Raw genomic sequence first — 26,387 nt, 5'->3', positions numbered from 1 at the left:
CCGGCGAGTACTTACTGGGTGGCGCCACTTCGTCCTCGTTTCCTTGTTCAGGACAACCCTATTGGGTGCCTGTCCGGAAACCTCGTGGCCCCTCAGGTCCACGTAGCGATCGATCGATGGTTCGGTTGGTCCGGAGGTTCGTCCCCTTCAGCTCTGACCTCGCGCTTCACGGAGCTGACTGTCCAACGGATCGTCAGGAAACAGAAAGGGCCTCTTACCTGGGGCCTTGTGCAGGGCGGCGATCATGTGGCGGCGGAGTTCCCCTATCCCGTAGGCTGCCGATCTTCACCTCCGGAGGGTTGCGGTCCACGTGGAGCCGGTGGATGCGCTCCGCGATGGAGTCGGGATCGGCTTCCCCGTCTCCTGGCTTGATGAAGAGGTCGATCACGGCCAGGCCGACGGTGATGCCCTCGGCTGCGAGTGCCTGGTGAAGGGAGAGGGCATAGGCGCGGAGGCCAGAGGCCGCAACGCCCACGGCGCCGATTGCCGGAACGGGATAGAGGGCCGACGATCCCACGGTGAAAAGCAGGGAGCCATGGCCGCGCTGACGCATCCCGGGAAGGACGGCGCCGACAGCCGTGACGGCTCCCAGTACCTTCTGCTCCAGTTCTCGCAGCGTGTCCTCGGCGGTGACCTCGTCAATGGACAGCGCAGGAAGCCGGTTGGCGGGGTTGAACACCAGGACGTCGATGCTCCCCAGCTCCGCTTCGACCCGCTGCAGGGCGGATACGAGGGCGCGCCGGTCGGTGACGTCGGCGGGGTAGGCACGGGCGGTGAGGCCACCTGCACCAAGGTCTGCCGCCAGCGCGTCGAGTCGCACAGGGTCCCGGGCGACCAGCGCGATGTCGAAACCATCGGCACCGAAACGCTGGGCGATGGCGCGGCCCAGGCCTGGTCCGGCGCCGATGACTGCGAGTGTCGCCATAACGGTCCTGCCTTTCAAGACACGGTCAGGTCGGGTTCTTTTGCAAGATCGGTGGGTCCAGGGTTTTGGAAGTGGCTTCTATGGCTGCGCCGTCGGGTTCGTTCAAAGGACTCGGCCGACCGGGGCCCGCGTCGGCCTGACCGCACCTCACGATCAGATCCCCGGGCCGAACGATGCCCCGTCCTCCGTTGCGTCCGGGCGAAGAGGCCTGCGGCATCACACTGACTGAAGCAACGGCCCAGCCCGGCGGTGCCGGTAGCGGCATGCACGGGAGCCCACCGAACTCACCGTGCCGCACGACAGAGACCGCCCGGCGATGGCGGACCAGGACCGGCCGTCATCCATGGAAAGCGTCGAAGAAGAGCACTGGAGCAGACCGCAGCTCACAACATTGCTCCATCCCTGCCCTGAGGCTGGAGCACGAAGTCGTAACGGGCATGCAGGTAGGGCTCCTGGATGGTGCCGCCGTCGGGGGCGTCGCCGGCCGGTTCCTCGGTGAAGTCCACGATCAGTTCGTCCTTGGTGCCGAACACGACGTCGCTGTCGAGGAATTCGGAGCCCCGCTGGAACAGATGGGTGATCAGCCGCTCGTGGCCGGGCTGCTCGATGAGAAAGTGGATGTGGGCAGGGCGGAAGTGGCTGATGGCGGTCTTGCGGATCAGATGACCGACCGGGCCGTCCATCGGGATCGCTTAGTGCCGTGACCACGAACGTTCACGGTGTCGGCGGCCATGCCGTCGGCCTGCAGGTGTGGCGGTGGGAGTTCAGCTGACCTCGTTGCGTACGGCGGTGTCGAGGTCGGTGGCGGTCAGGCGGAAGGTGTCGGCGGTCTCCGTCGCGTCCATGTGGAACGGCGCGTACCACTGGTAGTCCATCTCGGCCATCTCGCGGGCGATCGGCACGATCAGCCCGGCCGTACGCGTCACGGAGCGCGGTATCTGGATTAGTTTGACCGGTGGCCGGCCCGCCGCGACGGCGTAGCGCCGCGCCAGCTCGCGAATGGTGACGGCCGGCGCGGACGGCACGTGCCAGGGTCGGCCCCACGCGCGTTCTTCCGAGGCCAGCGTGATGAGGGCCTGTGCCATGTCGCCGTTGAAGGTGAAGGTGTGCGGCATGTCCAGGTGGCCGGTGATCCAGGCCGCTTTTCCCTTCTGCAGGGCCGACTTGATGAGCAGGGAGTAGATGCCGTTGGCGTCCTTGCCGATGTAGTCGGAGCCGCGGACCTCGACGGTGCGGATCCCCCCGGCGAGGGCCTGTTCCCACATGCGTCTGCGCAGACGGCCCTTGTGCCCGGTGGCGGCCATGGGGGTGTGTTCGTTCATCCGGCCGCCGGGCTGCGGACCGTAGGCGTAAAGGCTGCCGGTCAGCGCGAGGACGGCGTCGTTCGCCTTGGCGGCGGTGATGGCCGCCGTCTGCAGGGGCGGCAACAGGCGCTCCCACACCGTGTATGAGGGTGGATTGGCGCAGTGGTAGATCACTTCCGCGCCGCGGGACAGCTCGGTCAGGCGGGAGGGGTCGGACGCGTCCGCGGCGACCCGGTCGACCAGCGGGTGCTCGGGGCCGGAGCCGCTGCGGGTGACGATCCGGACGCTCTCGCCGCGCTCGGCGAGCAGACGAGCGACGTTGGTACCGATGGAACCGGCACCGATGATGACGTGCTTGGCCATGGCGGTTTCTCCTTCTCCGGGGTATCGGTCAGTCGTCCACGCCGGAGCCGGTGTAGGTGGGCACGTCTGCGAGCATGCCGGCGATCTGCGGGTTGAGCTCGTTGCGGCGCCGGTGCAGTTCCTGGATCTTGGCGTTCAGGTCAGGGTCGTCGTCACTGACGTCGAAGATCTCCAGCCGTTCGACCAGGTGCAGCCCGAGGTGGTCGGTCTGGTAGGTGGTCGGGTGCGTCAGGTAGGCGAAGAGACCGTCGAGATGTTCGACGACGAACACCGCGCCGTACGTGTAGTCGCGGCCGACGACGAAGGACTTGATGGCGGGATTCGACCGGCCCTGATTGCGCCAGCTCTCCAGCACCCCTTCGATCTGCTCAGGCGTCGCAGTGGCCTTCATCGTGACTCTGTTGATGTGGTAAATCATGACTTACTACTCGTTCCTAACGTCGTTATAATTCCTAACGGCGTTAACTATGACGCGCGGTGCCTGGCGCGGTCAAGGCGGTGACTAGTGTTCGAGGACACCATCGAAGCGAAGTGACGGACCATGCCGACCAGCACGAGACGGGCCCGTGAACGGGCGAACACCCGGGAGCGGATCATCGAGGCCGCGCTGCACGTCCTCGAGACCGAGGGCATCGCGGCCCTGACGATCCGGCGCATCGCCACCGATGTCGAATATTCCGCGCCCGTCGTCTACCAGCACTTCGCCAACAAGGACGCGCTCGTACTGGAGTTGGTCGCGCACGGTCACCGCCTGATGCTGAGCAAGTTCCGCCAAGCCGCGCAGGAGCCCGATACGGACCGGCGCATGACGCGCATTGCGTCGCAGTACGTCCGGTTCGCCGGCGAGCACCCCCACCTCTTCCAGGTCATGAACGACCCGATGGTCGACGCGGACGAACGCCGGCGCGTCGCGGAACCGGTCATCGACGTCCTCAAGGAGCTGCTCACCTCCTGGTCGGCTGCACACGACGTGGTCCTGGCCGATTTCGACCAGACTTGTGAGATCCTCTGGGGCACGCTGTACGGCATCGCGTCGCTCAGTTACCTCGGCAGCGTCGGCAACGATCGCGCCCGCTACCTCGCCGAACAGGCGCTTCGCACGATCCTCCTCGGCTGGCGAACCGAGACGCCGGCGAACGGTCGACCGGCGAGCAGCTAGGTGCTCTGACCGCTGTGGTTCGCCGGGTTTAGAGGGAGGACCGGACTGTTCGTCGAGATTGTCTTCGTGGGGCTGCCGATCGATCGTGACGACGTCGAGGAGGCTCTGGAGACGGCGTCCGAGCTCGACGGCGAGGTCACCGGCGCGGGCAGCGGCATGGGTCGTTGCCATCTTGACCTTGAAATCGCGGAGAGCCGGACACGACCGCGGCCCTGGAGCGGCTCCGGGCGGTGCTGTCCGAACTGGAGTCGCGGACTGCGCGACGTTGAACGTCAGCGAATGATCAAGCCGCCATCCTCGCTCGTCCGCCCCATCGGATGCCCTTCTCACTGCGGCTGCGGGCGCGCTCTCGACGCTGGGCGGCAAGGACGTCGGGGTGGCGGGCGTTGGCGTTGCGCCAGCGGAGATAGGCGTGGAGGGCCGGGTCTGTGTGGTGTGGTTGCGGTGGTTGGAGTTGGCGATCGTGAACTGTCGCAACGGCCCGAAGTGAGCCTCGATCGGGTTGGCCCAGGACGCGTAGGTCGGCGTGAAGCACAGCTCGACCCTGTTCTTCTTCGTCCAGCGGCGGATGGTGTCGCCCTTGTGGGCGGACAGGTTGTCCAGGATGACGTAGATCGGGGCACCGTCCGGGCGAGCGGCCCGGATCGACCTGAGCGCGGCCAGGGTGTTCGCGGCGCCCTTCTTGCGACGGTTGACGCCCCACAGGGTGTCGTCGCCGATCGAGTAGCAGCCGTGGAAGTACCGCACTCCGTGAGTGCGGTGGTACGTCGCGGGATGGCGCTCGGGGTGACCAGCAGCAGCCCAGCACGCGCCGGCGGCGGGCCGGATACCAAGCGGGCCGAACTCGTCGAACGCGAACACCCGGTCAGGGAAGCGTTCCAGCACGTGCTCGATGCGGTCGAGCTTGGCGTCGCGCTCGGGGTCCGGTGACTCCTTCCAGGTCTTGGTGCGCTGGAAGGTGATGCCGCGGCGGGCGAGCAGGCACCGTAATGCCTCGCGGCCGATCCGGATCACGCGGCCGTGCACTTTCCGCAGGTAGGTGGCGAGTTTGCGGATGGACCAGCGGGTGAAGGGCTGGCCGAGCTTGGTGGGGCGGGTGGTGGCCGTCTGGACGACGAAGTCCTCGTCGTCAGGACTGAGCAGGCGGGGACGGCCTCCCGCCCACTGAGGGTCCAGGCAGGCCAGGCCGATCTCGTTGAACCGGTGGATCACGTCCCGGACGGTGTCCTCGTCGGCTTGCACCAGCTTCGCGATCACCGGCACCCGGTTCCCGCCGGCCGAGGCCAGCAGCATCATCGCCCGCCGGAACCGCACCGAACTGGTGCTGCCCCGGCGCACGATCTGCTGCAGTTTCTGCCCCTCCTGATCGGTCAACCTGCGCACACGGACAGGCTCTGCCACCACACCCCCAGCGGTCGGGACGGACGTCAGTGCACATCCAACCGCCACGACCACCAACCCGGCGAACCTACGCGGTCAGAGCACTTAGCCGCGCGGCGCGATGGTGCGCACACAATACGTGCCGTCCTTTTCGGTCCGGTATTTCGCGCGCAGCCGCGCCTCGTCGATATCCGGGAGCTGGGCTTCGTACGCGCCGTCGGCATCGGCCTGCCACACGTCCAGCACCACGTCCGGCAGCGGATTGCCGTCAAGACCGAGGACGCGGCCGCTGACGAACAGCGGGGTGCCCGGGATGCCGTCGGACATGTCGAATCCGTACGGGGCCGCCGGGGATCCGTCGATGTGGAACGGGCCGAGCACGGTCGCCGGGGTGGCGCGCGGCGAGAAGCGGTGGTTCAGCTGGACGACGAGGGTGCTCAGGCCCAGGACGTCGGAGGTCAGGATGAACTCCTGACGCTTGTCATCGCTGATCCGGCCGGTCGCGGTGAGCCACTCGACGGCCGCCATCCACTCGTCCTCGGTGAGATCGACCTCTCTGGCGAATTCGTGCAGGTGCCACACCAGCGCGGTCATCAGCTCGGCGAGCCGGGGTGAGTGGGCGGTGGCCCACCGCTTCACGGCCAGGCTGGTGATGTTGTCCTCCGTCACGAAGGCCATGAGTCCTCCTTGGTCCGACCTGAAATGGGGAGTGTGCTGCGGATCTGGCGGGCGTTCGGGCTGCAGCCGTGGCGCACGCAGGACTTCAAGATTTCTCCGGATCCGCTGCTGATCGACCAGATCCGTGACGTGGTCGGGCCGTATCTCGCCCTGCCGGCGAACGCCGCGGTATTCGCGATGGACGAGAAACCGCAGATCCAGGCCCTTGAGCGGACCGCTCCGGTGTTGGCCCATGGTGCCGGGTGTCCCTGAGCGCCGCAGCTTCGACTACGTGCGGCACGGGACGGTTGACCTGTTCGCGGCCCTGAACACCGCCACCGCAAAGGTGATCGGCAAACTGTCCGCCCAGCACCGGGCCGTGACATTCGGCGACTTCCTGGACGAGTCGACCGCCAGACCTGTCTCGGCCGGGCGGCGGGCCCTACGGTATGCACACTTTGGCCATCGCCGCGGTGGAGCTGATCGAACGGCTCGACCCCGCCCGGCCCACTGTGTCGGTTTGTCCATGGGCGGCCTCGTCGGCCGGCGGATCGCCGCTATGAGGAGCCGGCGAAGGCCCTGATGTTCGGACCCGCCTCGTCGCCTGTCTGGCGGGCGGTACTCGGTGTCGCCGCTGAGCGCCCGGGGGCCGCCCGTACCCATCCGCGTGGGACACATGGATGGGCGGTGGGTACGGGCGGCGGCACTGGGGCTCAGCGGTAGGTGTTGTTGCTGACGTGGTCACCTTCGAGCCACGACTTGAGTTCGGCGTGCGCGGTCCGTCGGCGCTCCTCGTCGGAGGCTTCGATGCCGGGGGCGTCCAGGGTGAACTCGAGGAGGAGGCCGTTCGGGTCGCTGGTGTACAGGGACCGGCAGTACCCGTGCTCCAGGACGTAGGTCTCCTCGGGCTTCCAGCCGGCGTCCTCGAGCCGCTGGGCGATGGCGTCCTGCACCTCCTCGGTGACCTTGAGCGCGATGTGCTGGAACGGCGAGTGCGGCATCCTCGGGCCGAACTGCTCCTGGTCGGCCAAACTATCGGACAGTCGTCCGTATGGCGGACATGTTGAAGGGTGTCGCCCGATGACCGACACAGTTGGAGCCCTCGACGGGCTGCTGATCGCCGACTTCTCCCGCATCCTCGCCGGGCCGTACGCCACCATGCTGCTCGGGGACATGGGCGCCGAGGTGATCAAGGTGGAATCGCCCGCCGGTGACGACACGCGCACCTGGGTGCCGCCGGTCCGGGGCGAGGTCTCGACCTATTACCTCGGCATCAACCGCAACAAGCGGTCCATCGCCCTGGACCTCAAGAACCCCGAAGACCTGCGCCTGGCCAGGGAATTGGTCTCGCGCGCCGACGTCATGATCGAGAACTTCAAGCCCGGCGGCCTGACGCGCTTCGGCCTGGACTACGACATGGTCAGCGCCGACAACCCGGGACTGGTCTATGCCTCGATCAGTGGGTTCGGCACCGCGGGTGGGGCGTCCTTGCCCGGCTACGACCTGCTGGTCCAGGCGGCATCGGGTCTGATGAGCCTGACCGGAGACGCGGACGGCCCGCCGTATCGGGCGGGGATCTCGGTGTTCGACGTCATGACGGGGCTGCACGCCGCCATCGGCATCCTGGCCGCCCTGAACCACCGCAACGTGACCGGGGCCGGGCAGCACGTGGAGGTCAATCTTCTGTCCTCAGCGCTGTCCGGACTGGTGAACCACACCTCCGCCTACGTGGCCGGCGACGTCGTCCCGCACCGGATGGGCAACGCACACCCCAGTCTCTTCCCCTACGAGCCGCTGCCCACGGCGGACAAGGACCTCATCGTCATCGCAGGCAACGACGGCCAGTTCCGCAGACTCTGCGCCGAACTCGGCCTGGCCGAGCTGCCCGAGGACCCCCGCTTCGCCGGCAACGAGGCCCGCACCCGCAACCGCGAACAGCTGCGCCCGCTCCTTGTCGCCAAGCTCAAGGAGCGCCCGGCGGACGAGTGGTTCAAGAAACTGTCCGCGGCCGGGATCCCATGCGGACCGATCAACCACGTGGACGGCGGTGTCGCCCTCGCCAAGGAGCTGGGGCTCGACCCGGTGGTCACCGTCGGCTCAGGACCGCAGGCGACACCGATGATCCGCAACCCGATCACCTTCAGTGCCACCGCGCCACGGCACATCCTCCCTCCCCCCGACCTCGACCAGCACGGCGACGAGCTGCGGGCCTGGCTCGCGGCGGACAAGGACGCGGATCAGTGACTGCCGGACAGCCCCAGTACCCGACCGGACTCGGCACATCGGATGCCACCACCATCAGACTGCTCGGCCATGACCTGGCGAACGACCTGATGGGCCAGGTCGGCTTCGGCGAGCTCGCCTTCTGGCTCGCCGCCCAGCGCCGCCCCAGCGCGGGCGAGGTACGGCTCTTCGAGACAGTATTGGTCGCGCTGGCCGACCATGGCTTCACCCCCACCGCCATCGCCGCCCGTCTGACCCTGCTGTCCGCACCGGAGTCCATCCAGGGAGCCATGGCCGCCGGCCTGCTCGGCGGCGGCTCCCGCTTCCTCGGCGTCACCGAGGACACCGGCCGCTTCCTCGACGAGGTGATCACTGCCGCGGGAGACCCGCTCCCGGCCACCACCGAGGAGTGGGACGTCTTGGCCGGCAAGGCACTGGCGGAACGCAAGGCGACCAAACGGTTCGTGCCCGGCCTCGGCCACCCCGTGCACAAGGAACGCGACCCGCGTACACCGGTGATCATCCGCATCGCACGCGAGGAAGGGGTTTACGGCCCCCACCTCGCCCTGTTCGAGGCCCTCGGCCGCATGGCACCCGAGATCCTCGGCCGGACCCTGCCCCTCAACGGCGCCGGCGTGTGCGGTGCCGCACTCGCCGACCTCCGCCTCCCCGCAGAGTTGCTGCGCGGCTTCGCTCTCCTGGCCCGCGCGGCCGGACTCCTCGGCCACCTCGCCGAGGAACTCCGCCGCCCCATCGCCGCCGACATCTACCACTCGGTCGACCGCAACTCCCGCTACGTCGCCGGTGACGCCGTCGGATAAACAACCGCAAGAACAGGAGGGGCTGCCTCGACGGATGGGGACAGCCCCCTCCTGCGGTGCCCGTTGGTGACGCCGGCGGGCGGGCTCCACAGAGGACGGGGTTACGGCCACGACCACCTGCGGGCCGGTTGCCTGGCTGCGGCATCACGCCTCGCACCGCCCATGTGGACCGGCTCCAGCCAATATCTCGTCTGACGCAACTGACATCACGGCCTGGTGGGCAGTGGATTGGCGGGCTGAAAGATCAATACTTGAACACTCAACTTATGTGTACGCTGACGACTGGTACTTGAATGCTCAAGCAATGGAGACCCGTCATGCCCGTACGACGCCTCAACCACGCGGTCCTCTACGTCCGCGAGGTCGCCCGGTCCGTCGAGTTCTACACCGACGTCTTCGACTTCAAGATGGCCGTCGAGATCCCCGGCCGCGCCGCCTTCCTCAGCGCGAAGGACACCCTTAACGACCACGACCTCGGTCTCTTCGCGGTCGGCACCAGGGCCGGTGGCCCCACCCCCGGACAGGTCGGCCTCTACCACCTGGCCTGGGAGGTCGGCACGCTCGGCGAGCTCTCCGAGATCGCGCAGAAGCTCCAGCGGCGCGGCGCGCTGGTCGGTGCCACCAACCATCTGGTGTCGAAGTCGCTCTACGCCAAGGACCCCGACGGCATCGAGTTCGAGGTGATGTGGCGGGTGCCGCGCGAGGACTGGCCGAGCAAGGACGAGCAGGCCCGACTGCTGCCGCTGGACCTTCAGGAGTCCATCGACCGCTGGGGCGCCGACCTCGAAACCGGCGCGGCGGCCGGCTCCGCCACCTGAGCCCCGCTCAGCCCACGCAGCCCACTCGGTCTGCTCAGCCCAGGCAGGGCGAGACCATGGCGAGCACCTCGGCCAGCCGTTCACCCGTACTTCGTGGGTCACGGGAACTCGAGCTACCACGGTGCGGACGCCCGCAGGCTGGGGGAGGTGCTGCGGGTACGGGCCCTCTCGCGCCTGGGCGTCGACGTCCGCGCCGGCGTTGGCCCCTCGATCACCGTCGCGGCCACCGCCTCCGCCCAGATCCCCGCCCCCGGCGGTGTCCTGGCCGTCGACCCCGGCGATGTGGCCGCATGGCTGGGGCAGCTGCCCGTCGACGCCCTGCACGGCATCGGCCCGCGCCAGGCCGAAGTGCTGCGGGAGTACGGCATCCACTACGTCGGCCTGCTCGCCGCCACCCCGCCTGCCACCATCCAGCGCCTGCTGGGCGGCCGCGCCGGCCGCACCGCGGCGGACCGGGCCCGCGGCATCGACCCACGCCCCGTCGTCCCCCGCGCCCTGCCCGCCACCGCCACCGTCCGCCACGCCTTCGACCGGCACACCCTGGACGGCGCCGACGTCCGCGCCGCCCTGCTCGAGCTGGTCATCCGCCTCGGGCAGCAGCTGCGCCAACGCGAGCAGGCGGCCCGCGCCATGACGCTCACGCTCACCTTCGCCGGCAACGGCCGGTCGGAGAAGACCCGCCGCCTTGCCGAGCCGTCTGCGCACGACGACGACCTGCGCCTGATCGCCTACCAGCTGATGGACGCCGCCGGCCTGCAGCGCGGCCGGCTGACCGCGCTCACCCTGAGGGGCGAGGACCTCATCGATGCCGGCCAGGTCGCGCGGCAGATCAGCCTGGACGGCGCCCGCGAGGCCCGGCTGGTCGCCGAAGCGGCCATCGACCGCGTCCGGGACAAGTTCGGCCTGGGCGTCATCGGCTCGGCCGCCGTCTTCCGCCGCGCCTCATGATGCGGCTCGCCGGCCGTGGAGGGGGGCCGTGATCCTCAACCCGCCGAGCCTCGGACCGGCCCACCATCTGCCGCAGTGGCCCTACCTCCAGGCCGTCGACGACGCCCTCACGCGGCGGGGCATCCCGCCGGGCACCGTACGGGCTGATTACCGCCTTCCGCGGTTCGGAGACCGGCTGTCCATCGTGCTCGGCCGGGACACCAGCCGCACCGCCGACCGCACCGGCGGGATCCGCTTCGACTGGGATGAGGACACCGGCTGGGCCTACTCCCTGCACGGCCTCCACCTCCGTTCCGGTGGGAGCCGTCCGCTGACGGTGCTGCACTGCGTCTACGCCGCACCGGAGGATGTGGCCGCGGTTGCCGAGCAGTTCGTGTGCCACGGACGTCTGCCTGCGGGGGAGTACGGCGCAGAGTGGGGCGAGGCGACGCATGTGCGGGCCACGATCGACCGGTTCCGCGCCACCCTGCAGGATGCCGACGGTCTCTGGACGGGCCGTGGCTAGACCTGGCATCTCAGGAAGCCGGTTTCGTGGAGGACCGGGGCGGCAGGGGCTATCACCTGTTCAGCGCAGTATGGCAGCGTCCGTACAGGGCAGCCGGGAGTTCAGCCCGGCCGCGGTTTTCCCCGCTCTGTGGGGGGTGGCAGGGGTGCCGCAGTCACCCCCCGAGTCAGGCTGCGGGACCTCGTGCGTACCAGACATCAGCGCCTGGTCGGCTGGGTGACGGCCGTCAGACGGAGAGGGCTTGGCGGAGGGTTTTGCGGCAGTCGATGACGGCGTCGACGCCGACGATCTGCAGGGTGCGCAGGACGGTGCGGGTGGGGGCGGCCAGGCGCAGCCAGCCACCCGCCTGTGCGAGGGCGTTGTGGGCCGCGATGAGGATGTTGATGCCGGTGGAGTCCATGAAGGTGACCTGGCTCAGGTCGACCACGATGCGGGGATCGGCGTCGCTGAGGGCCTGGCGGAGGATGGGACCGGTGTCGTGGTCGATCTCTCCGGCCAGGGAGAGCACCAGGATGCCGTCGGCGTGGGTGGAGACGACCGACAGCCGGCCGGATGAGTCGATTGGCACGGTATCCGTCACCTTTTCCCCACCCATGCCGGTGACCTACCCGGGCCCTTGATCTGAAGTGGCCCCAGGCTACGGGCAGGGCGTGTGGGTGGCGCAACCATCGAAAAGGCGCCGGGCGTCATCATCCCCGCGGGCGCGGGTACGCACGGGGGTGTGAAACGGGGAGCGAAGGCGGCGTGATGGACGACGGATCAGCGGGTGACGGCTGTAGCGCGCCGCCGGGATGCGTCCTGCAGAAGTCCGTCGCTCTGGAGGGGGACGGTGCGTGTATCGCCCAGGCCCGTCACCGGGCAGCCGACTTCCTCACCCAGGTCGCGACCCGTCACGGGCTGGCGGTGTCGGCCCGGGTGCGGGATCTGACGCAGCTGGTGGTCAGTGAGCTGGTCACCAACGCCCGCAAGTACGCGCCGGGTCCGGTGCTGTTGGAGCTGCGGATCGCCGGTGGGGTGGTGGAGGTGGTGGTGTGGGACTCCGAGCCGGTGCTGCCGGCGGCCCGGCCGGCCGACGCCGGCCGGGTGGGCCAGCACGGTCTGGAGATCGTGGCGGCCATCGCCCAGAGCGTCGAAGCCGTGCGGGAGGCGGTCGGCAAACGCATCACCGCCCGTGTCACCCTCACCGACACCCCGGACGAGACCGCCGCCCGCCCGCTCCCCTAAAGGCGATCCCGCCGGGCTCCGCCGGTTCAGCGGCCGCCAGGCAATCGTGGTCACCGGTGCAGGGGACGCGGAGTCCATCGTCCAGTTCCCCGATCCTTCCGACATCGGTGCGGCCGACGTGCCACGTGGGCGGATGCTCCAGCAGCCGCGCACCGGCTCCAGCTCCCGAGGAACACCGGGAAGAAGACGACCTTTGATCGGTCATCCGTGTTGCGCATTTTGGTGTTCATGGTCAGGTTGCCGTTCCCGCCCGATGGTGCTTGCCCGTGGGATCAGCCGGTGCGGGGCCCGGATCTCCCTTCCGGGGACGGGGGCGGGGCTGCCGATCCGCTTGAGGAGGCGCTCCACCGCCGTCTCGGCGATCATCTTCTTGTCCGGCGAGATCGTCGTGACGGGCGGGTTGGAGTAGCGGCCGTCCTCGATGTCGTCGTAGCCCACGACGGCGACGTCCTCCGGCACGCGCAGCCCGCGTTCGGCAAGGGTGTGCAGGGCGCCCAGGGCCACGAGGTCGCTGTAGCAGAAGACCGCGTCGGGCGGCTCCTCGAGGTCGAGCAGGTGGGCCATCGCCGAGGCTCCGTCGGATCGGTTGAAGCGCGGGGTGGAGATGACGAGTTCCTCCCGGACCGGTATGCCGGCCCGCTCGTGGGCCAGCCGGTAGCCGCGGGTGCGTAGTTGGGCCGCCTCGCCGGTGCGGTAGGGCTGGTCGCCGATGGCGGCGACCCGGCGCCGGCCGAGGTCGAGCAGGTGCTCGGTGGCCTCGCGGGAGGCGGTGACGTCGTCGATGCCGACGTGGTCGAAGCTGCCGTCGCTGACGCGCTCGCCGAGCACGACGAGGGGCAGGCTCGGGTCGCGCTCGGACAGATCGGACTGGGCGAGGCCGAGCGGGCTGAAGATGACTCCGTCGAACAGCAGTTGCTGGGAGCCGCGGCTGAGGAACATCTTCTCGTGCTCGGCGTCGCCGTCCGTCTGGTCGATCAGGACGTTGTACCCCTGCACCCGGGCCGCGCGGATGATGCCCTGCAGCAGTTCGGCGAAGTACGGCGTATCCAGGTACGGCACGACCACCGCGATCTGGCCCGACCGCCCGGCGGCGAGGTTACGGGCCAGCACGTTCGGCCGGTAGCCGAGCTCGTCCACGGCCCGCTGCACCCGGTTTCGGGTGGCCTCGGAGACGGGCGCGTAGCCGTTGACCACATTGGACACGGTCCGGCTGGAGACGCCGGCGAGCAACGCGACGTCGCGGAGTGTGACGCCCTTAGTCATATGCCACCTTCATCCCGGATGTCGGTTTCAGCGCTGAAAGTTTCCTCGGGGTTACCTCTTGCAGCGTGGCAAGTTCTCGGTTAACACTTTTGCAGCGCTGCAGAGCGTAGCAGAGAGCCCCGGAAATCCCCACGGGGCCAACCCGTAGGAGCCGTAGTGGGAACAGCAACCTCTCACGGGCCGGGAGCCGCACCCGTCCTGATGGGGCATCACTCTTTACTCGTTGTTCTCTGATCGCGCGCTGATCTCACACCTGTCTCTCCCTCTTCACGACGTCACCGACGCCCACCCTCCCGCGTCCCATGACGTCCGCCCGCCAGGATCTGCGGCGGGCAGTCCACCCGGGCCGGCGTACCCGCATGCCCTCGGCCCGTCGACGCCGTACCTCCGCCTGCCCGGCGCCCCCTGCGCGCACCTCGCCGTATCTCCTCCTCTTACCTCCGTCCCCCTGCCCCTCAGGCACCCTCACCCGGGAGATTTCTATGTCCTCCAGCAGACAGCCCAGGCTCCGTACCGTCCGCCGGACCGCCGTCGCGGCGACCTCCGCCGCCCTCGCCGGCGTGCTCCTCGCGGCCTGCGGCGGCGGAAACGGCGGCGGCAGCGGGAGCGGTGCCGCGAGCAGCGGCCCGGTGCACATCAAGGTGTGGGCCTGGTACCCCGCCTTCAAGCCGGTCGTGGACCAGTTCAACAAGACCCACAAGGACGTCCAGGTCGACTGGGTGCAGGCGGGCGTCGGCCAGGACGAGTACACCAAGCTGAAGACCGCGCTGAAGGCCGGCCAGGGCGCCCCCGACGTCGTCATGCTGGAGTTCCAGGAGCTGCCGACGATCCAGCTCTCCAAGGGTCTGCTCGACATGGGCAAGTACGGCGCCAATGCCGACCAGGGCAACTACGTGGACTGGGCCTGGAAGCAGGTCTCCGACGGTGACCACGTCTACGCCATCCCGGTCGACGGCGGCCCGATGGCGATGATGTACCGGGCCGACCTGTTCAAGAAGTACAAGCTGAAGGTGCCGACGACCTGGGCGGAGTACAAGGAGGAGGCGGCCAAGCTGCACAAGGCCGACCCGAAGGCGTACCTGACCGACTTCGGCAGCGACGAGACGGCCGGCGGCTGGCGCCAGGGCCTGATGTGGCAGGCCGGCTCCCGCCCCTACACCTACTCGGCGAGCAAGCTGCCGGACATCGGTGTGAAGCTCAACGACGCCGGCGCCAAGAAGGTGTACGAGTACTGGGGCGACCTGGTCAAGAACAAGCTGGTCGACACCCAGTCGTATGCGACCACGGACTTCTACAACGGCCTCAGCAGCGGCAAGTACGCCACCTACATCGCGGCCGGCTGGGGTCCGGGTTATCTCTCCAGCGTCGCGAAGGCGACCGCGGGCAAGTGGCGCGTGGCCCCGCTGCCGCAGTGGACGGCGGGCGGCACCGCCCAGGGCGACTGGGGCGGTTCGAGCTTCTCCGTGACCTCGCAGACCAAGCACCCGAAGGAGGCCACCGAGGTCGCCCGGGAGCTCTTCGGCACCTCGCAGGCCGCCTGGAAGATCGGCATCGACCAGGCCTACCTCTTCCCGCTGTCCAAGCCGATCCTCAACGGTTCGTACTTCGGGGACAAGAAGTACGACTTCTTCGGTGGCCAGCAGATCAACAAGGTGTTCGTGCCCGCGGCCAACGGCATCGGCAGCTTCGACTGGAGCCCGTTCCAGGACTTCGCCTACAACACCGACACCAGTGAGGTCGGCAAGGCCCTCCAGGGCCAGACCGACTGGTCCGCCGTGAACGACAACGTCCAGCAGCAGGTGACCTCCTACGCGAGCAAGCAGGGATTCAAGGTCAGCCAGTAACCGGCCCCGGTCCCCGATTGATCACTGCCCCCGGCGGCGGCGTGCGAGCGCCGTACGCCCGCCGCCGGCCGGGGCCCCGCGAGACGCGCAAGGAGATGCGTTGACTTCTCCCCCGGCTGAAGCAGGGAGATTCTTCCCTCGCGGGTTGAGCTTTCTGCTTCTCCGACAGCAGCTGCCCCGAACTAACGGCAAGGGACGTTGGTACGCCCAGCAGTCTTACGCCAGCTCCACAGACCTGACATCCCGCCAGCCCGGCGGTAGGCCCGGCCAGCCTGGTCATCGCCGACCATACGCCACACAAACGACCACTACCTGCGGGTGGTTGGGGGTGAACGCCGATCCGCCCTGGCGGCGCATCGGCTTTCCCTGCCCTGCTCCGCAGGAGTCCGTTTCCTCCCCCGCCTGAAGGCGGGGGTATCCACGGAGGAATCCAGATGAGCCTGCTCCGACAGCAGGGATCCACGGCGGCCGTACCCCTGGGCCGACCCGTCGCGAAGGACGGCGGCACCCCCGCCGCCGACCGCAGGACGGGCCGGCGCTCCGGGGGGCTGTCCGCCCGTACCCGCCACAAGGCCATGGGCCTGCTGCTGGTCACCCCGTTCGGCCTGCTCTTCGCGGCCTTCCTGGTGGCGCCGCTGGCGTACGCCTTCTGGCTGAGCCTGCGGACCTCCACCCTGGTCGGCGGTGACCACTTCAGCTGGTTCGCCAACTACAAGCAGACCTTCACCGACCCGCACTTCCTGGCCGGTGTGCGGCGTGTGGTGGTCTTCGGCGTGGTGCAGATCCCGCTGATGCTGGGGTTGGCGCTGCTCGGCGCCCTCATCATCGACGAGGTCACCGGCCGCCTCGCCAAGGTCTTCCGGATGACACTGTTCATGCCGTACGCCGTGCCCGCGGTGATCGGCGCGCTGATGTGGGGTTTCCTGTACAGCCCCACCTTCGGCCCGGTGAACTCCCTGAGCCACGCCCTCGGTCTGGGGAAGGTCGACCTGCTGGGGCACGGCCTGATGCTGACCTCGCTGGGCAACGTGGTGACCTGGCAGTGGACCGGCTACAACATGATCGTCCTGTACGCGGCGCTGCAGGGCCTGCCCCGCGAGGTCTACGAGGCGGCCAAGCTCGACGGTGCCGGGCAGGTCCAGACGGCGCTGCGCATCAAGATCCCGATGATCTCCTCGGGGATCGTCCTCACGCTGATGTTCACGATCATCGGCACGCTGCAGTTCTTCACCGAGCCGCGCGTCCTGGAGCCGACCGCCTCTTCGGTGATCACCCCGGATTACACGCCGAACCTGTACGCCTACAACCTCGCCTTCCAGTACTCGGAGTTCAACTACTCCGCCGCCATCTCGTTCTCGCTCGGAGCGGTGGTCTTCATCGGCTCCTACCTCTTCCTGTTCGCCGCGCGCAAAAGGAGCGGACTGAAGTGACCACCGCCACCGCCCCCTCTCCCGCCGCCCCCGACCGGGCGCCCCGCGTCAAGTCCTCCACCCGAGGGCGCGTCACCGTCAACGCGGTGATGGTGGCGATGATCCTTTACTTCCTGCTGCCGTTCTGGTGGCTGCTCGTCGCGGCCTCGAAGAACAACGACGCGCTGTTCTCCACCGCGGCCTTGTGGTTCCACTCGCCGGGCTCGTTCTTCGACAACCTCCAGCAGCTGTTCACCTACAACGACGGCGAGTACCTGCGCTGGATGGGCAACACCGCGATCTACGCGGGCGTCAGCGGCGTCGGCGCCACCGCCGTGGCCACCCTCGCCGGGTACGCCTTCGCCAAGTACCGCTTTCCCGGCCGCAACCTGCTCTTCTCCAGCCTGCTCGGCGCGATCATGGTTCCGGCGACCGCATTGGCCATCCCCACCTATTTGCTGCTGAGCAAGGTGGCGCTGACCAACACCATGTGGGCGGTCATCCTGCCTTCCCTGCTCAACCCGTTCGGGGTCTACCTGGTGCGCGTCTACGTGCAGGAGTCCCTGCCGGACGAGCTGCTGGAGGCGGCCCGGGTCGACGGCGCGGGGGAGCTGCGGGTGCTGTTCAACGTGGCGCTGCCGACGCTGAAGCCGGCGCTGGTGACCGTGCTGCTGTTCTCCATGGTCGGCACCTGGAACAACTTCTTCCTGCCGCTGGTGATGCTCAACAACGACAAGCTCTTCCCGCTCACCGTCGGCCTGCAGTCCTGGTACCAGGGAGCGCTGATCCAGTCCGGCGCCAACGCGCTGTTCACCCTCGTCATCGCCGGTTCCCTGGTGGCGATCCTGCCGCTGATCGTCGCCTTCCTCCTTCTCCAGCGGTACTGGCGCGGCGGGTTGACCGTCGGAAGCCTCAAGTGAGCTGAAGAGCCCGCCAGTTCACCCCTCTCCCTCCCCGCACTTCCCGGAGCGCCCTTCATGCTGCACGCCTCCCTGACCGTCGACCCCGCCTTCCGCGTCGCCGACGTGAGCCCCCGCACCTTCGGCTCGTTCGTCGAGCACATGGGCCGCTGCGTCTACACCGGCATCTACGAACCCGGCCACCCGCTCGCCGACGAGGACGGCCTGCGCCGTGACGTCCTGGACCTGGTGCGCGAGCTGGGCGTGACCACCGTGCGCTATCCCGGCGGCAACTTCGTCTCCGGCTTCCGCTGGGAGGACAGCGTCGGCCCGGTCGCCGACCGCCCCACCCGCCTCGACCTCGCCTGGCACAGCACCGAGACCAACGCGTTTGGCCTGCACGAGTTCCACCGCTGGGCCCAGAAGGCCGGCGTCGAGCCGATGATGGCCGTCAACCTCGGCACCCGCGGCGTCGCCGAGGCCCTGGACCTGCTGGAGTACGCCAACCACCCGGGCGGCACTGCCTGGTCCGACCAGCGGATCAAGAACGGCGCCCCCGACCCCTTCGGCATCCGCATGTGGTGCCTGGGCAACGAGCTCGACGGCCCCTGGCAGACCGGCCACAAGACCGCCGCCGAGTACGGCCGCCTCGCCGCCGAGACCGCGCGGGCCATGCGCATGGTCGACCCGAAACTGGAACTGGTGGCCTGCGGCAGCTCCAGCTCCTCGATGCCGACGTTCGGCGCCTGGGAGGCCACCGTCCTGGAGGAGGCGTACGACCAGGTCGACTACATCTCCTGCCACGCCTACTACGAGGAACTCGACGGCGACCTCGGCAGCTTCCTGGCCTCCGGTGTCGACATGGACCACTTCGTGGAGTCCGTGGTCGCCACCGCCGACCACGTACGCGCCAAGCTGCGGCACAAGAAGCGGATCAACCTCTCCTTCGACGAGTGGAACGTCTGGTACAACACCCGCTTCGAGGCCCAGGGAAAGCCCGCCGAGTGGGCCGTGGCCCCCCGGGTCATCGAGGACGAGTACAACGTCGCGGACGCCGTCGTGGTCGGCGGGCTGCTGATCAGCCTGCTGCGCAACAGCGACCGCGTCACCGCCGCCTCCCTCGCCCAGCTCGTCAACGTCATCGCGCCCATCCGCAGCGAACCGGGCGGTCCGAGCTGGCGGCAGACCACCTTCCACCCCTTCGCCCAGGCGGCTCGCCACGCGCGTGGCACGGTCCTGCGGGTGGAGCCGGTCGCCCCCCTGTACGAGACGGCGCGGTTCGGCGAGGTCCCCGTCCTCGACGCCGTGGCCACGCACGTCGCCGGCGCAGACGGGGCCGACGAGCTCACCGTCTTCGCCGTCAACCGGCACCAGAGCGAAAACGTCGAACTCGCCCTCGACCTGCGGGCCTTCACCGGTTACACCCCGGTGGAGCACTCCGTCCTCGCCGACCCGGACCTGCGCGCCGCCAACACCCAGGACAACCCCGGCCGGGTCCGCCCGCGCGAGGCCGGCACCGGGTTCGTCACCGACGGACGGCTCACCGCGAGCCTGCCGCCGGTCTCCTGGAACGTCATTCGGCTGCGCCGCGCCGGCTGACACGCCCCCTCCGACACCCGCCGCTCCCGCCTCCCCTTTTTCCCCCTGGGGAGCGGCGGGCCCCGCACCACCCCCTCTTCCCGGACATTCCTTGGGAGCCGCACATGTCCACCACCAGGGAAGGCGCAAGACTCCGCGCCGTACCCCGATCCCAGGCGATCACCCTGCTGCTGGCCCTGCTCGCAGCCGCCGTCGCCCTCGTCCTGCCCGCCTCCGGCCAGGCGCACGCGATCTCGCGCGCGTCCCAGACGATGTACACCTCGCCGTCGACCGCCCCGTCGCCCGGCGCGCTCTACCCGCGCGGCCTGCGCCTGCAGTACAGCGGTGCGTCCAACGGCAACCTGCTCGCCACGTTCGAGCAGTACAGCTCGGGCACCCCCGTCTTCCCGATCTACCGCAGCACCGACAACGGCAACAGCTGGACGCAGATCTCCAGCATCAGCGACACCCACAACGGCTTCGGCATGCGCTACCAGCCGCAACTGTACGAACTGCCCACGCAGATCGGCAACTTCCCGGCCGGCACGATCCTCGCCGCCGGCAACTCCATCCCGAACGACCTGTCCTCGACCGAGCTGGACCTGTACGCCAGCACGGACCACGGCGCGACCTGGTCGTTCGTCAGCAGCATTGCCCAGGGCGGCAGGGCCGACGTCACCAACGGTGAGACCCCGGTGTGGGAGCCGTTCCTGATGGTGTCCGGCTCCAAGCTGATCGTGTACTACTCCGACCAGCGTGACCCCAACCACGCCCAGAAGATCGTCCACCAGACCACCACCGACGGCATCACCTGGTCCTCGGTCGTGGACGACGTGGCCATGCCGACCTACACCAACCGTCCCGGCATGCCGGTCGTCACGCGACTGCCCAACGGCAACTACGTGATGACGTACGAATACGGGGGAGCACCCGAAGCCAACTTCGCGGTCTACTACAAGATCTCCTCCGACCCCGAGGCGTTCGGCTCCGTCACCGGCACCGTCCTGAGGTCCACCGACGGGTACGTGCCCACCAGCGCGCCGTTCATCACCTGGCTCCCCACCGGCGGTCCCAACGGCACCCTGGTGGTCAGCGGCCAGAGCACCACCGACCTCTTCCTGAACACGCAAAACGGTGCGGCGGGCGCCTGGACGCGCATCGCCTCCACCGTCCCCCGCGGCTACAGCCGCGGCATGGTACCCCTCGCCGACGGCCACAGCCTGGAGATCTTCAGCGCGGGCGTGGTCAGCAACACCGTCGAGAACCCGGTCACCTACGGCACCATCGACCTGGGCGGCGGCATCTCCGACGGTGCCACCTACACCATGTCCAACGCCAACAGCCACCTGATGCTGACCATCGTCGGCGGCACCACCACCAACGGCACCTTCGCCACCCAGCAGAACGCCGACAACGCCACCGACCAGCAGTGGAAGTTCGTCCAGCAGACGTCCGGCTACTTCAAGATCTTCAACGTGGCCAGCGGCAAGCTCCTGGGCGTGCAGAACGCCTCCACCGCCAACGGCGCCAAGGTCCTGCAGTGGGACGACAACGGCACCCTCGACCACGAGTGGGCCGTCGCCCCCAACCCGGCGGGCGGCTTCACCGCCACCAACCGCAACAGTGGCAAGTACCTGGAGATCCCCAGCGCGTCCACGACCGTCGGCACCGCCGCCGGGCAGTGGTCCGACACCGGCTGCGCCTGCCAGCGCTGGAACCTCACCCAGACCGCCCTGCCGAACCTGGCCACCGGCCAGTACCGCCTGATCAACAAGAACAGCGGCAAGTTCCTGGAGATCCCCGGCGCGTCCACGACGGTGGGCAAGCAGGCCGGCCAGTGGGTGAACACCGCCAACAACTGCCAGCTGTGGACTTTCACGGCGCAGAGCGGCGGGGCGTGGACCGTGAAGAACGTCAACAGCGGTCTGTTCCTCGACAACAACGGCTCGACCTCGGCCGGTGCGGCCGTCGTCCAGAACTCGTCGTCCACCGCGAACGGTCAGAAGTGGACGCTCACGGACGCCGGCAACGGCTACTTCAAGCTCGTCAACGTCGGCAGCGGCCTGGTGGCGGACGTCGCCTCGGCCTCCACCGCCAACGGCGCGCTGATCGTGCAGTCGGCGGACAACGGAGCCGACGACGAACTCTGGCAGATCGCCCGGGTCAACTGACCGGTTCCTTCAGCCACCGGGGCCCGGTTGCGGGCCGGGCCCCGGTCCCTCTCAAAAGGCGACACAAACCTCTTGGCATCCACTCGAACATCGATCGAAATACCGAACAATCCGTACGTGAAAGAAGAAGGGCCGCCGTGATGGAAGAACCCTGTGTTGTCGGCGTCGACTTCGGCACCCTGTCCGGCCGTGCCGTCGTCGTCCGCGTCCGGGACGGCGCGGAGCTCGCGTCGGCGGAGCACGCCTACACCCACGCCGTCCTCGACCGCACCCTGCCCGACGGAACCCGACTGCCCCCCGACTGGGCCCTCCAGGTCCCCTCGGACTACACCGACGTCCTGCGCAACGCCGTACCCGAGGCCCTGGCCCGCGCCGGTGTCCAGGCCGGACAGGTCATCGGCATCGGCACCGACTTCACCGCCTGCACGGTCCTGCCGGTCCTCGCCGACGCCACCCCCCTGTGCGAACTCCCCGAGTACAGCGCCCGCCCGCACGCCTACGTCAAGCTGTGGCGCCACCACGCCGCCCAGGGCCAGGCCGACCGGATCAACGCGCTGGCCGCCGAACGCAAGGAGCCGTGGCTTGAGCGGTACGGAGGGAAGATCTCCTCCGAGTGGGAGTTCGCCAAGGCCCTGCAGGTCCTGGAGGAGGACCCGGAGATCTACCACCGCACCGAGCGGTGGCTGGAGGCGGCAGACTGGATCGTGTGGCGGCTGTGCGGCACCTACGTCCGCAACGCCTGCACCGCCGGCTACAAGGGGCAGTACCAGGACGGGGCCTACCCGTCGCCCGAGTATCTGGCGGCCCTGCACCCGGACTTCGCCGGCTTCGTCACCGACAAGCTGGACCAGTCGATCGCACAACTGGGCGCCGCGGCAGGGCGGTTGACGGCCGAGGCCGCGGCCTGGACGGGCCTGCCGGAGGGCATCGCGGTCTGCGTCGGCAACGTCGACGCCCATGTCACGGCCCCGGCCGCGAAGGCGGTCGAACCGGGACAGATGGTCGCCATCATGGGGACCTCCACCTGCCACGTGATGAGCTCCGAGCAGCAGGCCCCGGTGCCGGGCATGTGCGGTGTCGTCGACGGCGGAATCCTGCCGGGACTGTGGGGCTACGAAGCCGGCCAGAGCGGTGTCGGCGACATCTTCGCCTGGTGCGTACGCACCAGCTTCCCCGCCGAGTACGCCGAGAAAGCCGCGGCCGCGGGCCAGAGCCCGCACGAGTATCTGACCGCCCTCGCCGCCGGACAGAAGGTCGGTGAGCACGGCCTGGTGGCCCTGGACTGGCACAGCGGCAACCGCTCGGTGCTGGTCGACCACGACCTCAGCGGCCTGCTCATCGGCCAGACCCTGTCCACCCGCCCCGAGGACATCTACCGCGCCCTGCTGGAGGCCACCGCCTTCGGCACCCGCACCATCATCGACGCCTTCGAGGCCGCCGCCGTTCCGGTGAAGGAACTGATCATCGCAGGTGGCCTGACGAAGAACGCACTGCTGATGCAGATCTACGCCGACGTCACCCGCCGCTCGCTGAGCATCATCGGCTCCACCCAGGGCCCGGCCCTCGGCGCCGCCATGCACGCCGCCGTCGCAGCCGGGGCGTACTCCGACATCCGCGCCGCCGCCCACGCCATGGGCAGCGTCCAGCGCCGGGCCTACGTACCCGACCCCGAACGCGCGGCGGCCTACGAGCGCCTGTACACGGAGTACCGGGTGCTGCACGACTACTTCGGCCGCGGCACCAACGACGTCATGCACCGCCTGCGCCGCATCCGCACCGAAGCCTCCGCCTGAGCCACTTTGTGAAAGGAACCGCCTTGACTTCTCCCCCGGCTGAAGCCGGGAGATTCTTCCCTCGCGGGTTGAGTTTTCTGCTTCTCAGACAGCAGCTGCCCCGAACCAACGGCAAGGGACGTGGGTACGCCCAGCAGTCTTACGCCAGCTCCACAGACCTGACATCCCGCCAGCCCGGCGGTAGGCCCGGCCAGCTTGGTTATCGCCGACCGGACGCCACAGAAGCTACCACTTGCCTGCGGGTGGTTGGCGGTGAACGCCGATCCGCCCTGGCGGCGCATCGGCTTGCCCTGCCCTGCTCCGCAGGAGTCCGTTTCCTCCCCCGCCTGAAGGCGGGGGTATCCACGGAGGAATCCCGATGACGACACAACCGCAGCCCTACGACAGCCACGAGGTCTGGTTCCTGACCGGCAGCCAGGGCCTGTACGGCGAGGAGACGCTGGCCCAGGTCGCCCACCAGGCCCGGAATATCGCCGAACGCCTCGACGCGGCAAGCGAGATCCCCCTGCGGATCGTGTTCAAGCCGGTCCTCACCGACGCCGATTCGATCCGCCGCCTGTGCCTGGAGGCCACCGCCTCCGACACCTGCGTCGGCGTGATCGTGTGGATGCACACCTTCTCCCCGGCGAAGATGTGGATCGCCGGGCTGAGCGCGCTGGACCGGCCTGTACTGCACCTGCACACCCAGTACAACCTGTCGCTGCCCTGGTCGAGCATCGACATGGACTTCATGAACCTCAACCAGGCCGCGCACGGCGACCGCGAGTTCGCCCACATCGAGGCCCGCGTCGGCGTCAACCGCAAGATCGTCGCCGGTCACGCCACGGACCCGCGGGTCGTGGGGCGTGTCGCCGCCTGGGCGCGGGCCGCCGCCGGCCGCCACGCGGCACGCACCCTGCGCCTGGCCCGCTTCGGCGACAACATGCGCGACGTCGCCGTCACCGAGGGCGACAAGGTCGAGGCGCAGCTGCGGTTCGGCTTCTCGGTGAACACCTACAGCGTCAACGACCTGGTGGCCGTGGTCGACGCGGTCGAGGACAAGGCGGCCACCGAACTCGCCGACGAGTACGTCGAGACCTACGACGTGGTCCCCGCCCTGCGCCCCGGCGGCATCCGCCACAACTCACTGCTGTACGCCGCCCGCCAGGAACTGGGCCTGCGCACCTTCCTCACCGAAGGCGGCTTCACCGCCTTCACCACCAACTTCGAGGACCTCGGCCAACTGCGCCAGCTCCCCGGTATCGCCGTCCAGCGCCTGATGGCCGACGGGTTCGGCTTCGGCGGCGAGGGCGACTGGAAGACCTCCGCGCTGCTGCGCACGATGAAGGTCATAGGCGCCGGCCTGCCCGGCGGCACCACGTTCATGGAGGACTACACCTACCACCTCGGCCCCGGCACCCCGCGCGTCCTCGGGGCCCACATGCTGGAGGTCTGCCCCTCGGTGGCCGCCGACCGCCCCCGCTGCGAGATCCACCCGCTGTCCATCGGCGGCCGCGAGGACCCCGTCCGCCTGGTCTTCGACGCCGCCGAGGGTCCCGCCGTCGTCGTCGGCCTCGCCGACCTCGGAGACCGCTTCCGGCTGACCGCGAACGCCGTGGACGTCATGACCCCGAGCCAGCCGCTGCCCCATCTGCCGGTGGCCAGGGCCGTGTGGAAGCCGCGCCCCTCCCTGGCGGAGTCGGCCGAGAGCTGGCTGCTCACCGGTGCCCCACACCACACCGTGCTCAGCTCCGCCGTCGACATCGAAACGCTCACCGACTTCGCCGCCATGACGGACGTCGAACTGCTCACCATCGACGAGCACACCAGCTCCGAACAACTCGCCAAGGAAATCCGCTGGAACGCCGCCTACCACCGCCTCGCCCAGGCGCTGTGAGAGAGGAAGGGACCTTGACTTCTCCCCCGGCTGAAGCCGGGAGATTCTTCCCTCGCGGGTTGAGCTTTCTGCTTCTCAGACAGCAGCTGCCCCGAACTAACGGCAAGGGACGTGGGTACGCCCAGCAGTCTTACGCCAGCTCCACAGACCTGACATCCCGCCAGCCCGGCGGTAGGCCCGGCCAGCTTGGTCATCGCCGACCAGACGCCACACAAACCACCACTCACCTGCGGCTCGTTGGCGGTAAACGCCGATCCGCCCTGGCGGCGCATCGGCTTTCCCTGCCCTGCTCCGCAGGAGTCCGCTTCCTCCCCCGCCTGAAGGCGGGGGTATCCACGGAGGAATCCCGATGAACAACACCTCGTCCGAAGCGGTCGTGGCAGCGCTGCGGGACTCGCTGAAGGAGACCAGCAGGCTGCGTCAGCAGAACCAGGAGCTGCTCGCCGCCGCGCGCGAACCGATCGCCGTGGTCGGCATGAGCTGCCGCTACCCGGGCGGCGTCACCTCGCCCGAGGGGCTGTGGGAGCTGGTCGAGCAGGGCACCGACGCCATCTCTGCGTTCCCCGTCGACCGGGGCTGGGACCTGCAGCGGCTGCACGACCCGGACCCGGACCGGCCCGGCACCTCGTACACCCGCGAGGGCGGGTTCCTGCACGATGCGGCCGAGTTCGACGCGGAGTTCTTCGGGATCTCCCCGCGCGAGGCACTCGCCATGGACCCCCAGCAGCGGCTGTTCCTCGAAGCGTCCTGGGAGGCCTTCGAGACGGCCGGCATCGACCCGACGGGCCTGCGCGGCAGCAGGACCGGCGTCTACGCAGGCATCATGTACCACGACTACGGCCCGTACCTGTTCGAGCCCGTGGACGGGGCGGACGGCCACCGGTTGACCGGCGGGGCCGGCAGTGTGCTGTCGGGCCGGGTGTCGTACACGTTCGGCTTCGAGGGACCGGCGGTCACCGTCGACACCGCCTGCTCCTCCTCCCTGGTCACCCTGCATCTCGCGGTCCAGGCACTGCGCCAGGGTGAGTGCTCGCTCGCCCTGGCGGGCGGCGTCACCGTGATGTCCTCTCCCGGAACGTTCGTGGAGTTCAGCCGGCAGAAGGGGCTGTCAGCGGACGGCCGCTGCAAGTCGTTCGCCGCGTCCGCCGACGGCACCGGCTGGTCCGAAGGCGTAGGCATACTCGTCCTGGAGAAACTCTCCGACGCCCGCCGCAACGGGCACCGGGT

23 protein-coding genes and 3 pseudogenes are annotated in these 26,387 nt (G+C 68.9%); 16 read left to right on the top strand and 10 right to left on the bottom strand.

The genetic code is table 11. The features are described from left to right. Positions 1-214 precede the first annotated feature (214 nt). The 4 genes from ACWCQ1_RS48240 to ACWCQ1_RS48225 all read right to left on the bottom strand — a co-directional run bounded on the left by ACWCQ1_RS48240 (position 215) and on the right by ACWCQ1_RS48225 (position 3,010). Complete coding sequence (locus ACWCQ1_RS48240; RefSeq protein WP_358609268.1) at positions 215-925, bottom strand: SDR family NAD(P)-dependent oxidoreductase; 711 nt, start codon at positions 923-925, stop codon at positions 215-217. A 383-nt stretch (positions 926-1,308) separates the two neighbouring features. Continuing rightward, positions 1,309-1,608 (bottom strand): dioxygenase family protein, encoded by a 300-nt coding sequence (locus tag ACWCQ1_RS48235; protein WP_451029631.1) that lies wholly within the window; start codon positions 1,606-1,608, stop codon positions 1,309-1,311. A gap of 81 nt (positions 1,609-1,689) precedes the next feature. Next, on the bottom strand, positions 1,690-2,592 hold the full coding sequence (locus tag ACWCQ1_RS48230) for an SDR family oxidoreductase (protein WP_059207504.1): 903 nt from the start codon (positions 2,590-2,592) through the stop codon (positions 1,690-1,692). A gap of 28 nt (positions 2,593-2,620) precedes the next feature. After that, complete coding sequence (locus tag ACWCQ1_RS48225; protein WP_451029630.1) at positions 2,621-3,010, bottom strand: Dabb family protein; 390 nt, start codon at positions 3,008-3,010, stop codon at positions 2,621-2,623. Positions 3,011-3,133: 123 nt separating this feature from the next. On the opposite strand from ACWCQ1_RS48225, the gene ACWCQ1_RS48220 reads away from it, so the two are divergent. Continuing rightward, positions 3,134-3,751, top strand: coding sequence for a TetR/AcrR family transcriptional regulator (locus tag ACWCQ1_RS48220; protein ID WP_451029629.1), 618 nt, complete (start codon positions 3,134-3,136; stop codon positions 3,749-3,751). 283 nt (positions 3,752-4,034) lie between these two features. Here ACWCQ1_RS48220 and ACWCQ1_RS48215 read toward each other — a convergent pair. Both ACWCQ1_RS48215 and ACWCQ1_RS48210 read right to left on the bottom strand, forming a co-directional pair. After that, positions 4,035-5,152: pseudogene (locus ACWCQ1_RS48215) on the bottom strand (IS630 family transposase). 84 nt (positions 5,153-5,236) lie between these two features. Further along, positions 5,237-5,809 (bottom strand): dioxygenase, encoded by a 573-nt coding sequence (locus tag ACWCQ1_RS48210; protein WP_451029628.1) that lies wholly within the window; start codon positions 5,807-5,809, stop codon positions 5,237-5,239. Positions 5,810-5,848: 39 nt separating this feature from the next. Between ACWCQ1_RS48210 and ACWCQ1_RS48205 the strand changes: the two are divergent. After that, positions 5,849-6,188 (top strand): annotated as a pseudogene (locus ACWCQ1_RS48205) (IS630 family transposase); the annotation flags it as partial. Between the two features lie 313 nt (positions 6,189-6,501). Here ACWCQ1_RS48205 and ACWCQ1_RS48200 read toward each other — a convergent pair. After that, entirely contained in the window at positions 6,502-6,819 is a 318-nt protein-coding gene (locus ACWCQ1_RS48200) for a VOC family protein (RefSeq protein ID WP_358609275.1), read from the bottom strand. 49 nt (positions 6,820-6,868) lie between these two features. On the opposite strand from ACWCQ1_RS48200, the gene ACWCQ1_RS48195 reads away from it, so the two are divergent. From ACWCQ1_RS48195 to ACWCQ1_RS48175, 5 genes are all read left to right on the top strand, one after another. Continuing rightward, a complete protein-coding gene (locus ACWCQ1_RS48195) occupies positions 6,869-8,032 on the top strand; it encodes a CaiB/BaiF CoA transferase family protein (RefSeq protein WP_358609278.1) in 1,164 nt (387 codons plus the stop codon). Then, on the top strand, positions 8,029-8,832 hold the full coding sequence (locus ACWCQ1_RS48190; protein ID WP_358609281.1) for a citryl-CoA lyase: 804 nt from the start codon (positions 8,029-8,031) through the stop codon (positions 8,830-8,832). The genes ACWCQ1_RS48195 and ACWCQ1_RS48190 overlap by 4 nt, the downstream gene beginning before the upstream one ends. 317 nt (positions 8,833-9,149) lie before the next feature. Next, the gene (locus ACWCQ1_RS48185) at positions 9,150-9,650 is read left to right on the top strand and encodes a VOC family protein (protein WP_451029627.1); all 501 of its coding nucleotides are present in this window, start codon (positions 9,150-9,152) and stop codon (positions 9,648-9,650) included. A gap of 93 nt (positions 9,651-9,743) precedes the next feature. After that, positions 9,744-10,598 (top strand): DNA polymerase Y family protein, encoded by an 855-nt coding sequence (locus ACWCQ1_RS48180; RefSeq protein ID WP_451029626.1) that lies wholly within the window; start codon positions 9,744-9,746, stop codon positions 10,596-10,598. A 28-nt stretch (positions 10,599-10,626) separates the two neighbouring features. Further along, the gene (locus tag ACWCQ1_RS48175) at positions 10,627-11,103 is read left to right on the top strand and encodes a hypothetical protein (RefSeq protein ID WP_358609293.1); all 477 of its coding nucleotides are present in this window, start codon (positions 10,627-10,629) and stop codon (positions 11,101-11,103) included. A gap of 226 nt (positions 11,104-11,329) precedes the next feature. Here ACWCQ1_RS48175 and ACWCQ1_RS48170 read toward each other — a convergent pair whose 3' ends face one another. Then, positions 11,330-11,671 (bottom strand): STAS domain-containing protein, encoded by a 342-nt coding sequence (locus ACWCQ1_RS48170; protein WP_451029625.1) that lies wholly within the window; start codon positions 11,669-11,671, stop codon positions 11,330-11,332. A gap of 179 nt (positions 11,672-11,850) precedes the next feature. On the opposite strand from ACWCQ1_RS48170, the gene ACWCQ1_RS48165 reads away from it, so the two are divergent. Then, positions 11,851-12,327 carry an ATP-binding protein gene (locus tag ACWCQ1_RS48165; RefSeq protein ID WP_451029624.1) on the top strand — a complete coding sequence of 159 codons (477 nt, stop codon included), beginning with the start codon at positions 11,851-11,853 and terminating at the stop codon, positions 12,325-12,327. A 33-nt stretch (positions 12,328-12,360) separates the two neighbouring features. Here ACWCQ1_RS48165 and ACWCQ1_RS48160 read toward each other — a convergent pair. Next, positions 12,361-12,486 (bottom strand): annotated as a pseudogene (locus tag ACWCQ1_RS48160) (DinB family protein); the annotation flags it as partial. Positions 12,487-12,528: 42 nt separating this feature from the next. Next, complete coding sequence (locus tag ACWCQ1_RS48155) at positions 12,529-13,590, bottom strand: LacI family DNA-binding transcriptional regulator (RefSeq protein WP_451029623.1); 1,062 nt, start codon at positions 13,588-13,590, stop codon at positions 12,529-12,531. 482 nt (positions 13,591-14,072) lie between these two features. Here ACWCQ1_RS48155 and ACWCQ1_RS48150 point away from each other — a divergent pair, with 482 nt between their 5' ends. The 8 genes from ACWCQ1_RS48150 to ACWCQ1_RS48115 form a co-directional block, all read left to right on the top strand. Continuing rightward, positions 14,073-15,434, top strand: a complete 1,362-nt coding sequence (locus ACWCQ1_RS48150; protein ID WP_451029622.1) for an ABC transporter substrate-binding protein — start codon at positions 14,073-14,075, stop codon at positions 15,432-15,434. 434 nt (positions 15,435-15,868) lie between these two features. After that, positions 15,869-16,864 carry a carbohydrate ABC transporter permease gene (locus tag ACWCQ1_RS48145; protein WP_451029621.1) on the top strand — a complete coding sequence of 332 codons (996 nt, stop codon included), beginning with the start codon at positions 15,869-15,871 and terminating at the stop codon, positions 16,862-16,864. Next, positions 16,861-17,763, top strand: coding sequence for a carbohydrate ABC transporter permease (locus ACWCQ1_RS48140; RefSeq protein ID WP_451029620.1), 903 nt, complete (start codon positions 16,861-16,863; stop codon positions 17,761-17,763). Before ACWCQ1_RS48145 ends, ACWCQ1_RS48140 begins: the two co-directional genes overlap by 4 nt. Before the next feature lie 57 nt (positions 17,764-17,820). Continuing rightward, complete coding sequence (gene arfA / locus ACWCQ1_RS48135; RefSeq protein ID WP_451029619.1) at positions 17,821-19,341, top strand: arabinosylfuranosidase ArfA; 1,521 nt, start codon at positions 17,821-17,823, stop codon at positions 19,339-19,341. Between the two features lie 104 nt (positions 19,342-19,445). Next, positions 19,446-21,491 (top strand): RICIN domain-containing protein, encoded by a 2,046-nt coding sequence (locus tag ACWCQ1_RS48130; RefSeq protein ID WP_451029618.1) that lies wholly within the window; start codon positions 19,446-19,448, stop codon positions 21,489-21,491. Positions 21,492-21,631: 140 nt separating this feature from the next. Then, the gene (gene araB, locus ACWCQ1_RS48125; protein ID WP_451029617.1) at positions 21,632-23,284 is read left to right on the top strand and encodes a ribulokinase; all 1,653 of its coding nucleotides are present in this window, start codon (positions 21,632-21,634) and stop codon (positions 23,282-23,284) included. Positions 23,285-23,642: 358 nt separating this feature from the next. Further along, complete coding sequence (gene araA, locus ACWCQ1_RS48120; RefSeq protein ID WP_451029616.1) at positions 23,643-25,160, top strand: L-arabinose isomerase; 1,518 nt, start codon at positions 23,643-23,645, stop codon at positions 25,158-25,160. 349 nt (positions 25,161-25,509) lie between these two features. Next, positions 25,510-26,387: beta-ketoacyl synthase N-terminal-like domain-containing protein (locus ACWCQ1_RS48115; RefSeq protein WP_451029615.1), on the top strand; the 878-nt coding region annotated here is incomplete at its 3' end.

Source organism: Streptomyces sp. NPDC002144 (assembly GCF_053593695.1).
Note: the sequence above shows the minus strand (reverse complement) of the source record. Positions and strands in the feature narration are given on the sequence as shown.

Bases quoted from the DNA above. Each gene is read 5' to 3' on its own strand.
- arfA (WP_451029619.1), top strand. From the start codon at position 17,821: ATGCTGCACGCCTCCCTGACCGTCGACCCCGCCTTCCGCGTCGCCGAC.
- ACWCQ1_RS48145 (WP_451029621.1), top strand. From the start codon at position 15,869: ATGAGCCTGCTCCGACAGCAGGGATCCACGGCGGCCGTACCCCTGGGC.
- araB (WP_451029617.1), top strand. From the start codon at position 21,632: ATGGAAGAACCCTGTGTTGTCGGCGTCGACTTCGGCACCCTGTCCGGC.
- ACWCQ1_RS48155 (WP_451029623.1), bottom strand. From the start codon at position 13,590: ATGACTAAGGGCGTCACACTCCGCGACGTCGCGTTGCTCGCCGGCGTC.
- ACWCQ1_RS48150 (WP_451029622.1), top strand. From the start codon at position 14,073: ATGTCCTCCAGCAGACAGCCCAGGCTCCGTACCGTCCGCCGGACCGCC.
- ACWCQ1_RS48220 (WP_451029629.1), top strand. From the start codon at position 3,134: ATGCCGACCAGCACGAGACGGGCCCGTGAACGGGCGAACACCCGGGAG.
- ACWCQ1_RS48130 (WP_451029618.1), top strand. From the start codon at position 19,446: ATGTCCACCACCAGGGAAGGCGCAAGACTCCGCGCCGTACCCCGATCC.
- ACWCQ1_RS48185 (WP_451029627.1), top strand. From the start codon at position 9,150: ATGCCCGTACGACGCCTCAACCACGCGGTCCTCTACGTCCGCGAGGTC.
- ACWCQ1_RS48225 (WP_451029630.1), bottom strand. From the start codon at position 3,010: ATGATTTACCACATCAACAGAGTCACGATGAAGGCCACTGCGACGCCT.
- ACWCQ1_RS48240 (WP_358609268.1), bottom strand. From the start codon at position 925: ATGGCGACACTCGCAGTCATCGGCGCCGGACCAGGCCTGGGCCGCGCC.
- ACWCQ1_RS48195 (WP_358609278.1), top strand. From the start codon at position 6,869: ATGACCGACACAGTTGGAGCCCTCGACGGGCTGCTGATCGCCGACTTC.
- ACWCQ1_RS48210 (WP_451029628.1), bottom strand. From the start codon at position 5,809: ATGGCCTTCGTGACGGAGGACAACATCACCAGCCTGGCCGTGAAGCGG.
- araA (WP_451029616.1), top strand. From the start codon at position 23,643: ATGACGACACAACCGCAGCCCTACGACAGCCACGAGGTCTGGTTCCTG.
- ACWCQ1_RS48235 (WP_451029631.1), bottom strand. From the start codon at position 1,608: ATGGACGGCCCGGTCGGTCATCTGATCCGCAAGACCGCCATCAGCCAC.
- ACWCQ1_RS48230 (WP_059207504.1), bottom strand. From the start codon at position 2,592: ATGGCCAAGCACGTCATCATCGGTGCCGGTTCCATCGGTACCAACGTC.
- ACWCQ1_RS48165 (WP_451029624.1), top strand. From the start codon at position 11,851: ATGGACGACGGATCAGCGGGTGACGGCTGTAGCGCGCCGCCGGGATGC.